Genomic DNA, 13,600 nt, shown 5'->3' with positions numbered 1-13,600 from the left:
TTAATCTAGTTGCATAGTTTAATTAACTTTCAACTAATTATCCTAGATAACCAGTTCTATCCCCATTTGCTATTCTGTCTTGGTATATTTCATTAATATCCTCAGGCAAGAGAGTATTATTTATTTTTTCACTATAATAATGTATACCTGTATCTTTTAAAATAATGATTTCATTTGTAGAAAATTAGAGTATTTTTCATAATTTAATTCCTCTTTGTTAATCTAATGTTAATTAAAGGATAATAAACTTCTTTATTATTCTATCTTCAAATAGATTATATAAGTTTACTTTTTTTGATACATTTTGAAATAATGAATAAAATATACTACTATATGCAGATAATTGTAATTGGAAAGTGTTCCTTACATAACTATACTATTTATATCCTAGGAGATGTAAAAATGAGAAAACTAACTATTCTTTTTCCTGTTGTAGCCATATTTTCAGGCGTTAGTTATGCTGATGTAATTTGGGAGAAAGGTGAGCAAAAGACTGATAAATTAATAGGAATACAGCCTGATGAACAGGGTTATTATAGTGTTGGATTGTACATACCAGGAACGTTGGAACAACCTGATAAAGTCACCATTAATGGTGGCACTAAAGTTAAAACAGGTGAGGTACACGTTGGTAATCATGCCACAGGTTATGGGATTCTTACGGTAGAAGGAAACGGAACAGAATTAGATATTAGGGATGCACGTATTAATGTTGGAGGCTCTGGTTCTCAAGGCGAATTATATGTGAAAGATGGTGCAAAATTAACCCAATCAAATGCTGTACATGATGATAACTATTTTGGTTATCACGGTGGTACAGCTAAAATTGTTGTTGAAGGTAAAAATTCAGAAATAATTTTTAACTTAGGTAAGCATAGTATTAGAACATCAAACAGTAAAGTCTCTTTGGAAAATGGTGGAAAAATAACAATTAATGACAATTATGATAATAATAGCAATGAGGTTTATTTGCCTAATGTAGTTAATAATGGTTCATTAATATCTCAAAGACCACTGATAATTCGTAACCTAGAAATTGGTAATAGTGAAAAAACACAAAGTGGCAGCTTTCAGTTTGATAAGGGACTTAGGGTCAGTAAATTAGTTATCAATAAATTAAAAGACCCAGAAACAACATTACCGATAAATAGATGTAATAGATGTACTATTGAATATAATGCAGATGAATCACTCACTCTTCTAAAGAATACCAACAATCCAAGTCGTTCTACTAACATTATCAACCCTAGTCTACTATCCATTACTAAAGGCAAAATAGATATTAAAGACCAAGAAACCTTTAATACATTCAAAGTAGAGACACTAAATTTAGCTCGTGAAGCAACTTTTTCTCTGTCTGATCTCAGTTCTTCTAATACTGAAGATATAAAAGCTAATAGTTTTACTCATTTAGGCACGTTAGATTTAGCTGATGGTTCAAGAAATCCTAAATTCACTAAATTTATTGTGAATAATTATCAGGGTGGTGGTGAATTGATAGTTGATTCAGTATGGAATCAAGATTCACAAGCATCACATAATGATTCGTTACATATTAAAGGGGATATCAATCCAAATGCGATAACTACAGTAAAAACGAAGAATGGTATCTTCGGCGATATTATTAGAACAACAGAGGATCAATTCTCTCCTGTTGTTGTGACTGTAGATATGGAACATGAAGGAAATTTATTTGTAGGTTCCTCTGCCACACAAAATGCAGGAGAAGCACAATTAGCTAAAAAAGAAGGAAATTATTATTGGACTCTTAAAGCTAAATTACCAGATCCAACCCCTGAACCATCAGAAATCACTCCGAGTGAACTCAATATAAATCCAAATATAACCCCAAATAACTCAGAGGTTATTCCTAATAAGCCAGAAGTCGTACCACAACCAAGACAGCCACAATATATTGATATTATTAGTCCGTCTGTTGTAGGTTATTTGCAATTACCATTTGTAAATAGACAAATGGGTCTTGAACAATTAGGTAAATTACATGAACGTATTGGTGAAGAGCGTTATTTAAATCTCAAACAAGCTACTGCAGATCATAAACAGGTTTGGGCTAGACTAAATTATAGTGCTGATGATTTTCAAGGTATAAATCGTTTTGGCGTTAAAGTTAGATCAGGTTTTATACAGTTGGGTAAACCACTATTCTTTGAATTAAAAGAAGATAAAGCCAAAGAACATTTAGGCATTATTTTTACATATGGTTGGGCGAAAAGCTATTTCTTTGATAAATATCGTGCAGAGAATGGCGTGGTTGTTGCCGATAAATTTACGGGAATAGCTAAAACAGATATGTTTTCATTAGGTAGCTATTATACTTATTATGCTAAAAACGGCTTTTATATTGATACTACAGGACAACTATCGTGGTTGAAAAATAACTATAACAGTAAAGGTATGCAAGCTAAGCAAGATGGTTATGGACTAGGAGCTTCCATTGAAATAGGTAAGCATATTCCATTAAAACATTTTGAATTATTTTTTGAGCCTCAAGCTCAATTAAGTTACCAAAGTATATGGTTAGGTGGATTTAATGATGGTACTAAACAAGTTAAAAAAGAACAGCAAGATAGCCTTGTTGGTCGTTTAGGCTTTAGATTAGGTTTTGGCTCCAATCTTTTAAATACTAATAAAACCCAGCTCTACTTAGCTGCTCATCTATTACAAACATTAAAAGGTAAAGAAAGTAAAATTAGTGTAGGGTCTGATGTGGTTAGAGAAAGCTTTGGTAATTTATCGGCTGAATTTAGTATTGGAGGGCAATATTCAATTACAGATAACTTAAGGCTCTATGTGAATCTTCGTCATATAATAGGAATTGGGGATAAGAACCATGTTTATCATAGTTCACCAATTTCTAGAAAATCTTACCAAGGACATTTAGGTCTTCATTATACTTGGTAATCTATACTATTTAAGAAACTATTTATTATAGGTCTAGCTGCCTGAGTCATCTTAGTAAGATGGCTCAGGCAATTTTTTACCGTATACAATAAGTTTTGAGCAAATCTACCACCAAGTCATCCACAAGAAATAAGACAAGAAGCCAATCACAATAATACAAGCAATATTCAATAGAATACCAACTTTCACCATTTCACTCTGCTTAATATAGCCTGTTGCAAAGACAATCGCATTTGGTGGTGTTGCAATAGGTAACATAAATGCACAGGAAGCTCCACACGCAATAATGGCGGCTAATGCTAGTGGCGGAACACCTAAGTTTTGAGCAACGGAGATATAAATTGGCATCAATAGGGCGGCACTGGCGGTATTAGACGTAAATTCGGTTAAAAAGACGATAAAGGCTGTCATTACAATGGTCATTATTAACCAATGTTGTTGCCCGATGAATGCAACGATGCTATCTGCCAGAATTTTGCTCGCCCCTGTTTCTCTTAGTACGATACTTAATACCAAGCCACCACCAAATAACATCAAAACACCCCATTCAGTGCGTTCCTGAATTTGCTGCCAGCTTGCTGTATTACAGATACAGAATGATAATACAGCGATCATTGCAATAACGGCATCAAAGTTTTTGATAGAGTGGCTTAAGCCTAATAAATTACGCAAAATAGGCTCAATACTGCTACTGAAGACTAAGAAAATTGCTGTAATTATAAAGATGATCAACGTGGCTAATCGTTGTGGGGTAAGAGGAATTTGTTCGACATTAACTTCAAAACTCACATTAAAATTAGGGCGTAGAACAAATAGCAAGCATAGTACCATCGCAATCATCAATAAAATTGCCACAGGCATTCCATAAGCTAACCACTCTGAAAAAGAAATTTTGAGCTGTGAAGCTAAAATAGCATTAGGTGCACTGCCCACTAACGTTCCCATACCACCGATACTTGAGCTAAACGCAATGCCTAATAAGACGAAAACATATAAATTGCGGTTAGTTTTAAAATCAACTTGATGCAAAATACCCAATGTGAGCGGAAGCATCATTGCTGCCACAGCGGTATTATTGATAAAAAGAGAAAGTAGAGCGGTAACAAGGAATAGGTAAATAATGGTGCGTTTAAGATTGCCTTTCGCTAATCGGATAATATGGTTCGCAAGCCATAGATCTATTTTTTGAATATTTAAAACTGCCGCTATAACAAAGCCCCCAAAGAACATAAATATAATTGGCTCAGAGAATGGGGCGAAGGCTGCTTTAGTTTGCAATACATTCAGACCAATAGCAAAAATGGGAACCATTAGTGAAGTAACGGTAATGTTAAATGCTTCAGTTAGCCAAAGTACACCGACAAAAACAAGTAACGCTAACCCACGATTTTCTTGCTCTGAAAAAGGCAATATACCAAGTAAGAAAAAGAACAGGATCAAATCTAATCCTAAGATTATCAATCCCCGTAAAGGATTTTTAGTTGTACTAGACATAATTTACTCCTTAATTTTTACAATAGTGTTACAATTCTATAACAAAATCTAGGATTTAGGTCTAATTTTTCTGAGAAGTAAATTAATTTATTTAATGAAAAAAATAAAGAAAATTGCAGAATAATTTGATCTACATTCGCCCAAATAAATAGGAAACTGATATAATCAATTCGTTTTTAATTTTGAAAATCAAAAGAGGAACTCACTATGTCCGTAAAAAAAATGACAGATCTTGACCTTGCAGGTAAACGTCTTTTTATTCGTGCTGACCTTAACGTACCAGTAAAAGATGGCAAAGTAACGTCAGATGCTCGTATTCGTGCGACTATTCCAACACTTAAACTTGCTTTACAAAAAGGGGCAAAAGTGATGGTAACATCTCACTTAGGTCGTCCAACTGAAGGGGTTTTTGAAGAAGCGAACTCATTACAACCTGTCGTTGATTACTTAAATGAGGCACTTGATGTACCAGTTCGTTTAGTGCGTGATTATTTAGATGGCGTAGAAGTCAATGAGAATGAAATCGTTGTACTTGAAAACGTGCGTATTAACAAAGGTGAAAAGAAAAACGATCCTGAGTTAGCGAAAAAATATGCGGCACTGTGTGATGTATTTGTAATGGACGCATTTGGTACAGCTCACCGTGCCGAAGGCTCAACTTATGGTGTGGCTGAATATGCCCCTGTTGCGTGTGCAGGTCCATTATTAGCAGCAGAATTAGATGCATTAGGCAAAGCATTAAAAGAACCACAACGCCCAATGTTAGCGATTGTAGGTGGCTCAAAAGTATCAACTAAATTAACCGTTTTAGACTCTCTCTCTAAAATTGCTGACCAACTTATCGTTGGTGGTGGTATTGCCAATACCTTTATTGCAGCGGAAGGCTACAATGTTGGTAATTCTTTATATGAAGCAGATCTAATCCCTGAAGCTCAACGTTTATCAAAAACAACGAGCATTCCAGTACCTGTTGATGTGCGTGTAGGAACAGAGTTTTCAGAAACAGCATCAGCGACTCACAAAGCAGTAAATGAAGTCGTTGAAGGCGAATCAATTTTTGATATTGGCGATAAATCTGCAGAAGAATTAGCAGAAATTATTCGTAATGCGAAAACCATTCTTTGGAATGGTCCTGTTGGCGTATTTGAATTCCCTAACTTCCGCAAAGGGACTGAAGTTGTTGCAAATGCAATTGCAGAAGCAACCGCTAATGGTGCATTCTCAATTGCAGGTGGTGGTGATACATTAGCGGCTATCGACTTATTTGGTATTGCTGATAAAATTTCTTATATTTCAACAGGTGGTGGTGCATTCTTAGAATTTGTAGAAGGCAAAGTATTACCAGCAGTTGAAATTTTAGAAAAACGTGCAAATGACTAATTGATGTAAGGGCGTATCATATACGCCCTATTTTTAAACCTTGATTTTTTTAAATATATAAGGAACTCCAAAATGGCTAAATTATTAGATATTGTAAAACCAGGCGTAGTAACTGGTGATGATGTACAAAAAGTTTTTGCATTTGCAAAAGAACATAACTTCGCAATCCCAGCGGTAAACTGTGTGGGTACGGACTCTGTAAACGCAGTATTAGAAACAGCAGCACGCGTTAAAGCACCTGTTATTGTTCAATTCTCAAATGGTGGTGCACAATTCTACGCAGGTAAAGGCATCAAACCAGCAAGTGGTGCTCGTGCAGACGTATTAGGTGCTGTTGCAGGTGCAAAACACGTTCACGAATTAGCAAAAGAGTACGGTGTTCCAGTTATTCTTCACACTGACCACGCAGCAAAAAATTTATTACCTTGGATTGATGGAATGTTAGATGCAGGTGAGAAATTCTTTGCAGAAACAGGTAAACCATTATTCTCTTCACATATGATTGACCTTTCTGAAGAGCCAATTGAAGAAAATATGGAAATCTGTAAAAAATACCTAGAGCGTATGAACAAATTAGGTATGACCCTTGAGATCGAAATCGGTATTACTGGTGGTGAAGAAGATGGCGTAGATAATTCAGATGTTGAAGAATCTAAACTTTACACTCAACCTGAAGATGTATTATTTGTTTACGATTCATTAAACCCTGTAAGCCCACGTTTCACAGTTGCGGCAGCATTCGGTAACGTACACGGTGTTTACAAACCAGGTAACGTAAAATTAAAACCATCTATTTTAGGTGCATCACAAGAGTTTGTATCAAAAGAGCGTGGTTTACCAGCAAAATCAATCGACTTCGTATTCCACGGTGGTTCAGGTTCAAGTCGTGAAGAAATCCGTGAAGCAATTAGCTACGGTGCAATCAAAATGAACATCGACACAGATACCCAATGGGCATCTTGGGACGGTATTTTACAGTTCTACAAAGCAAACGAAGCGTATTTACAAGGTCAATTAGGTAACCCAACAGGCCCTGATGCACCAAACAAAAAATACTATGATCCACGTGTATGGTTACGCAAAATGGAAGAATCTATGTCTAAACGCTTAGAGCAATCTTTCGAAGATTTAAATTGTGTAAACGTATTATAATTTTGTAATAATGCCGACTTAGTAGTCGGCATTTTCCTAGACAGATAATGTTTAATTATAGAAGATTATGCTTTATCTCCAATTAACACAGATTCTAACGCAATTTCAATCATATCATTGAAGGTTAATTGACGCTCTTCAGCCGTAGTTTGCTCGTGAGTACGGATATGGTCTGATACTGTACAAATAGTGAGAGCTTTTGCACCAAATTCAGCTGCAACACCGTAAATTCCAGCAGCTTCCATTTCTACCCCTAAAATGCCATATTTTTCCATTACATCAAACATTTCTACATCTGGTGTATAGAAAAGATCAGCAGAGTAAAGATTACCAACACGCACAGGTACACCTTTTTCTTTTGCTGCTTGAACTGCCGCTAATGTCATATCAAAATCTGCAATCGCTGCAAAATCGTTATCTTTAAAACGGATACGGTTTACTTTAGAGTCTGTACAAGCACCAACACCGATAACAACATCGCGTAATTTAACGTCTGGGCGAACGGCACCACAAGAACCAACACGAATAATTTTTTTCACACCATATTCCGTAATTAGCTCTTTAGCATAGATTGAGCAAGATGGAATACCCATTCCGTGCCCCATTACTGAAATTTTGCGGCCTTTGTAAGTGCCTGTGTAACCAAACATATTGCGAACATCAGTTACTAATTTCGCATCTTCTAAGAATGTTTCTGCAATGTATTTTGCTCGAAGTGGATCACCTGGCATCAATACAACATCTGCAAATGCACCTGCTGGTGCGTTAATATGTGGAGTCATTTTATGTTCCTTTTAGTAGAGATTATTTATGATGTTATGTAGCAGCTACACAAAGCCAATTTTAAGAAAATTTAGTAGGGGTGGGGTTTATCCCCACCCGAATATAGTATTCATTTATGGGCGAGGATAAACCCCGCCCCTACAAAAGAAACTAAATGTTTGTGCATCTACTATGTAACACCGATTACTTGTTGAAATCAATAATAGCCGTACCATAGTCCATTGGTGATAAGCCAAAGTAATTCGCAATGGTTTGACCAATATCAGCAAAGGTTTCGCGGCGACCATAAGACTCTTTTGCTACGTTTTTGCCGTATAGCAAAATTGGCGTATGTTCACGAGTGTGATCCGTTCCTTGCCACGTTGGATCACAACCGTGATCAGCTGTAATAATCAATAAATCTTCATCTTGGATTAACGGTAGTAATTCAGGTAAACGGCTATCCCAATACTCTAATGCATCGGCGTAGCCTGCAACATCTCGGCGATGCCCAAAATCTGAATCAAAGTTCACAAAGTTAGTAAATACAATGGTATTGTTACCTGCTGCTTTGACTTCTTCTAATGTACGATCAAATAATTCAGGTAAGCCTGTGGCTTTAATTTTACGAGTGATCCCCGTATGTGCGTAAATATCAGCAATTTTACCGATGGAAACCACTTCACCGCCTTTTTCATTTACAAGTTTTTGTAGCACAGTCGCAGAAGGTGGTTCTACGGCATAATCTTTACGATTACCTGTACGGCTAAATTCCCCAGCTTTTGCCCCAACAAATGGACGAGCAATAACACGTCCGATATTGTAGCCTTCAAGCTCTTCACGCACGATTTGACAAAGTTCGTAGAGTTTATCTAAGCCATAGGTTTCTTCGTGGCAAGCAATTTGGAATACCGAATCTGCGGAAGTATAGAAAATCGGAAATCCTGTACGCATATGTTCTTCGCCAAGCTCATCTAAAATAACTGTGCCAGATGAGTGGCAATTACCTAAATAGCCTTTTAAGTTAGCACGTTTAACAATTTTATCGAGTAACTCTTGTGGGAAACTATTTTCGTGTTGTGGAAAATATCCCCAATCAAAAAGTACAGGAACACCTGCAACTTCCCAGTGACCTGATGGCGTATCTTTACCCGAAGAAATTTCTTTAGCGTGGCAATAACCGCCGATAAGTTGTACATCTTGTGCTAACCCAGCAGGGTAAGAGCCACAAGATTCTTCAGCCGCCAATCCTAAACCTAATTTATTCATATTAGGTAATTTGAGCAAACCTGAACGGCGGTGATCGTCTGCTTTCCCTGCTGCACATTGTTCGGCAATGTGTCCTAAGGTATTTGAACCTTTATCACCAAATTTCTCAGCATCTTCCGTATAGCCGATACCGAAAGAGTCGAGCATCATAATAAATACACGTTTCATTTTACTTTCCTCTCAATAATAAGCGGTAGGATTTGGTTAATTTTTTACAAAATCTCACCGCTTGTTGATTAGTAACCTGTTGTTTGGGTTTGATTTTGATCGTTTAAAGTTGCAAGTAAATTATTCAATAAACTTGATGCACCAAAGCGGAAATGTGCCGATGTTACCCATTCTTTGCCTAAAATATCAGTGGCTAGCTCAAGATATTGTTGAGCTTCTTCGGTTGTTTTAACACCACCAGCTGCTTTAAAACCAACACGATCAGCTACGGCTAAATCACGAATTGTTTCAAGCATTATACGAGCAGATTCAAGGGTTGCATTCACAGCCACTTTACCTGTTGATGTTTTAATAAAATCAGCCCCTGCTTGAATAGCAATTTCACTTGCTTTACGAATGAGAATTTCTGTTTTTAATTCACCTGTTTCAATAATTACTTTAAGCAACACATTTTGCTCTGCACAGGCGGCTTTACACTGTTTGACAAGCTCATAACCGACTTGTTCATTACCTGAAATTAGTGCTTTATAAGGGAATACTACATCGACTTCATCTGCACCGTAGGCAACTGCCGCTTTTGTTTCTGCCACAGCAATAGCAATATCGTCATTACCGTGTGGGAAATTTGTTACAGTGGCAATTTTTACTTGCTCTGTTTGTTGTTGTGCCAATGTTTTGCGAGCAATCGGCACAAAACGTGGATACACACAAACTGCTGCTGGTGTTCCAAATGGTGTATTACCTTGTTGGCAAAGTGAGATGACTTTTTCGTCCGTATCATTATCGTTTAATGTGGTTAAATCCATCAATGATAATGCGGTTTGAGCAACGTGTTTTAGACTCATTTTATTCTCCTTTTATTTACTCAAAAACTTGACGCAAACGTTTACCTAGCCCATAAACGACAACACCACAGAAATTCTGTGGTGTTGGTTTGGTTATTTATCGTTTACAGTACAGCACCGCCGATACCGATAAATAATCCTGCAATCGCCGCACTCATTAAGTTAGAGAGTGAACCTGCGATAACAGCTTTGATACCCATACGAGCAACATCGCCACGACGATTTGGAGCCATTGCCCCTAAACCACCGATTAAAATAGCGATAGAGCTGAAGTTAGCAAAACCACAAAGTGCAAAGGTAATTATTGCGATTGTTTTTTCACTTAACACAACTGTTGTTTCAGGTTTTAAGTAGTTTACGAAATCAACATAAGCAACAAATTCGTTTACTACTAATTTCTGACCGATTAAAGAACCTGCTACTTGAGCTTCTGCCCCCCAAGGCACACCAATTACCCAAGCAAGAGGTTGGAATACATAACCTAGTAATGATTGAAGTGTTACACCTTCAAATCCAGCTAAGCCACCAATCCAACCAATTAAACCATTTAACATCGCAATTAATGCAACGAATGAAATTAACATTGCACCTACGTTCATTGCTAATTGCATACCCGAGAATGTACCAATAGCAGCTGCTTCGATAACATTTGACGGTTTATCTTCAATATCTTCTTCAGATAATTCATCTTTAAATGACTCTGTTTGCGGGTGTAAAATTTTAGCAAATAATAAACCACCAGGTGCAGCCATAAATGATGCAGCGATCAAATAAGTTAACGGAACGCCCATTCCTGCATAGCTGATCATTACTGCACCTGCAACAGATGCCACACCACCACACATTACAGCGAATAACTCAGAGTTAGTCATTGATTTAATATATGGTTTAACTAATAAAGGTGCTTCAGTTTGACCTACGAAAATATTTGCTGCCGCAGACATCGACTCAGGTTTTGATGTACCTAATACTTTTTGTAATGCACCACCAAGAATGCGAATAACAAATTGCATAATACCTAAGTAGTATAAAACAGAAATAAGAGCAGAGAAGAAGATAATTGGTGGAAGAACACGCAGTGCGAAAACGAAACCGCCACCGCCAAAGACTTCAAACATCTTATCGCTCACTAAGCCACCGAATAAGAAGCTGATACCATCATTACTATAACTGATCACAGCACTTACGCCTTCAGCTGCTTTAAGTAGTGCTTCACGACCAAGTGGTACATAAAGAATTAAAGCACCAATACCAATTTGAATAGCTAATGCACCAAATACAGTGCGGAAGTTAATTGCTTTTTTGTTATTAGATAATAAAAATGCAATTAAAAGGAGTACAGCAATACCGACAAGGCTCATTAATGCATCCATTGTTAAAAGACCTCTATAAATATAAAGAAAGAGAGCTAATTTTAAGTTAAAAATTAGCACAGACTGATGACAAACCCCAATTTGTTGTATCCAATTAACGGACGCCAGCGTGGCGTCCCTACATAACAAAATAAAATTTTTTATTTTTCAATTGGTTATAACTTTCCTTGTAGGGACGCCACGCTGGCGTCCGAATGAAAAAAGACTTTGTCAATAATCTGAGCTAATTTTAGTTAAAAATTAGCAGTAAAAAAAGTTCCGCTACTATACCGATTTTTTTTGTCAAAATCTTTAAATTTTTGCAATTTTGTACAGTTAATTTAATGCTGGACAAAAAAATTTGATCTATCTCTCACTTTTTTTGTCTATTAGTTGCTTTGTCTGGCATAGCGTATTATGCTTGGAGTTAATCTTCTTTTTTATTAGAAATAATGGAGTTTGTATGTCAAGATTATCCAAAGAACAGATTTTAGCACAGTTACAAAATGGTCTTATTGCTTCTTGTCAGCCTGTTGATGATGGTCCTATGGATTCTCCAGAAATTGTCGCTGCAATGGCGGCAGCATCGGTCGCAGGTGGTGCAGCAGGGTTGCGTATTGAAGGCATTGAAAATCTGAAAGCCGTTAGAAAAGTAGTAAATGTACCAATTGTTGGGATCGTAAAACGTGATTTACCCGATAGCCCTGTTCGTATCACTCCATTCTTACAAGATATTGATGATTTATACAATGCAGGTGCGGATATTATTGCCTTTGACGGAACAGATCGCATTCGTCCGACAACAATTGAAGCCTGTGCAAAACGAATTCAAGAACTCGGTGCGATGTCAATGGCAGATTGCTCTACCTTTGCAGAAGGTATGTATTGCCAAGAATTAGGCGTTGATTTAATCGGCAGTACAATGTCAGGCTATACTGGCGGAGAAACACCAAAAGAGCCAGATGTCCAGCTTGTTCGTGATTTAGTCGCAAATGGTTGCCGAGTAATGGCGGAAGGGCGTTACAATACTCCTGAACTTGCAGCATTAGCCATTGAAAATGGTGCTTATGCGGTTACTGTTGGATCTGCACTTACTCGTTTAGAGCATATTGTTGGCTGGTTTGTGTCCGCTATCGATAATCGTAAAAAAGGGGCATAAAATGACCGCTTGTCTTGCTATTGATGTGGGCGGAACAAAAATTGCCGCTGCATTAGTTACCTTAAAAGATAAAGATGCTCAAGTAACTCAGCGTATTCAAATTCACACACCACAAAACCCAAGTGCTGAAGCCCTAGATGATGCATTAGCCGAAGTGTTACAAACATTCCAAGGGCAATTTGATAAAGTGTCTGTGGCATCAACAGGCATTATCCAAAATGGGATCTTAACCGCATTAAATCCTAAAAATTTAGGTAATTTGGCGTTTTTCCCTTTAGAACAAAGCATTGCTAAACATACCGATAAACCAATCACATTATTGAATGATGCACAAGCAGCAGGTTGTGCTGAATTTTTACGCCAAGATGATGTAGATAATTTTGCATTTATTACTGTTTCAACAGGGGTTGGTGGCGGAATTATCTTAAACCGCAAGTTATTTACAGGGACAAATGGCGTTGCAGGACATATCGGGCATAGCCTTGCTGACCCAAATGGCGAACCTTGTGGTTGTGGTAGAGTGGGGTGCGTTGAAGCGATTGCAGCAGGCAGAGCTATTGCACGAGATGCAGCAAAATGGGAAAACCCTTGCGATCCGCCCGAAGTATTTAACCGCTTTCGTCAAGGCGATCCACAAGCGGTGGCTTTAGTGGATAAATCTGCAAAAGCGATCGCTAATCTGATTGCGGATCTAAAAATCAACCTAGACATTCAACGCATTGCACTAGGGGGAAGTGTCGGATTAGCCGAAGGTTATCTTGCTCGTGTTGAGTATTTCTTAGCACAAATGCCAGAAATCTACCGACCAAATATTGTACTCGCTCACTACGCTCAAGATGCAGGGCTAATCGGTGCTGCTTGGTGGGCTGAAAATCAGTTTTAGATTATTCACTAATTTATTGTAGGGTGGACTTTAGTCCACCCCAGGTTATTGACAAAGTCTTTTTTCATTCGGACGCCAGCGTGGCGTCCCTACAAAGAAGAAGTATAACCAATTGAAAAATAACAGATTTTGTTTTGTTGTGTAGGGACGCCAAGCGTGGCGTCCCTACAAGAAAAGTTATAACCAATTGAAAAATAAATATTTTATTTTTGTT

Annotated in this window: 10 protein-coding genes; 5 read left to right on the top strand and 5 right to left on the bottom strand. The window is 37.4% G+C overall.

Annotated elements, in window-relative coordinates; translation table 11 throughout:
* The first annotated feature begins 402 nt into the window (after positions 1–402).
* Positions 403–2,922, top strand: coding sequence for an autotransporter family protein (locus tag ACWIW0_RS10525; protein WP_454453272.1), 2,520 nt, complete (start codon positions 403–405; stop codon positions 2,920–2,922).
* Between the two features lie 105 nt (positions 2,923–3,027).
* On the opposite strand, the gene ACWIW0_RS10520 is transcribed toward ACWIW0_RS10525, so the two are convergent.
* The gene (locus ACWIW0_RS10520; protein WP_454453271.1) at positions 3,028–4,416 is read right to left on the bottom strand and encodes an SLC13 family permease; all 1,389 of its coding nucleotides are present in this window, start codon (positions 4,414–4,416) and stop codon (positions 3,028–3,030) included.
* A gap of 207 nt (positions 4,417–4,623) precedes the next feature.
* Between ACWIW0_RS10520 and ACWIW0_RS10515 the strand changes: the two genes are divergently transcribed.
* Together ACWIW0_RS10515 and fbaA are read left to right on the top strand one after the other, a co-directional pair.
* A complete protein-coding gene (locus tag ACWIW0_RS10515) occupies positions 4,624–5,796 on the top strand; it encodes a phosphoglycerate kinase (protein ID WP_454446450.1) in 1,173 nt (390 codons plus the stop codon).
* 72 nt (positions 5,797–5,868) lie between these two features.
* A complete protein-coding gene (gene fbaA / locus ACWIW0_RS10510) occupies positions 5,869–6,948 on the top strand; it encodes a class II fructose-bisphosphate aldolase (protein ID WP_454444706.1) in 1,080 nt (359 codons plus the stop codon).
* A gap of 65 nt (positions 6,949–7,013) precedes the next feature.
* Here the strand turns inward: fbaA and deoD are convergent, their stop codons facing one another.
* The 4 genes from deoD to ACWIW0_RS10490 form a co-directional block, all read right to left on the bottom strand.
* Positions 7,014–7,730, bottom strand: coding sequence for a purine-nucleoside phosphorylase (deoD, locus tag ACWIW0_RS10505; RefSeq protein WP_157395046.1), 717 nt, complete (start codon positions 7,728–7,730; stop codon positions 7,014–7,016).
* A gap of 184 nt (positions 7,731–7,914) precedes the next feature.
* Positions 7,915–9,147, bottom strand: coding sequence for a phosphopentomutase (locus ACWIW0_RS10500; protein ID WP_454453270.1), 1,233 nt, complete (start codon positions 9,145–9,147; stop codon positions 7,915–7,917).
* Positions 9,148–9,215: 68 nt separating this feature from the next.
* A complete protein-coding gene (gene deoC / locus ACWIW0_RS10495) occupies positions 9,216–9,992 on the bottom strand; it encodes a deoxyribose-phosphate aldolase (RefSeq protein WP_454453269.1) in 777 nt (258 codons plus the stop codon).
* Between the two features lie 104 nt (positions 9,993–10,096).
* Positions 10,097–11,365: a NupC/NupG family nucleoside CNT transporter gene (locus ACWIW0_RS10490; protein WP_157395043.1), complete on the bottom strand. Its 1,269-nt coding sequence runs from the start codon at positions 11,363–11,365 to the stop codon at positions 10,097–10,099.
* Between the two features lie 442 nt (positions 11,366–11,807).
* Here ACWIW0_RS10490 and ACWIW0_RS10485 point away from each other — a divergent pair, with 442 nt between their 5' ends.
* Both ACWIW0_RS10485 and ACWIW0_RS10480 read left to right on the top strand, forming a co-directional pair.
* Positions 11,808–12,503 carry an N-acetylmannosamine-6-phosphate 2-epimerase gene (locus ACWIW0_RS10485; RefSeq protein WP_454453268.1) on the top strand — a complete coding sequence of 232 codons (696 nt, stop codon included), beginning with the start codon at positions 11,808–11,810 and terminating at the stop codon, positions 12,501–12,503.
* A gap of 1 nt (position 12,504) precedes the next feature.
* Entirely contained in the window at positions 12,505–13,386 is an 882-nt protein-coding gene (locus ACWIW0_RS10480; RefSeq protein WP_454453267.1) for an N-acetylmannosamine kinase, read from the top strand.
* The last annotated feature ends 214 nt before the right edge of the window (positions 13,387–13,600 follow it).

The sequence above is a fragment of the Ursidibacter sp. B-7004-1 genome (genome assembly GCF_053654055.1).
This window is presented reverse-complemented; position numbering and strand designations above follow the sequence as displayed.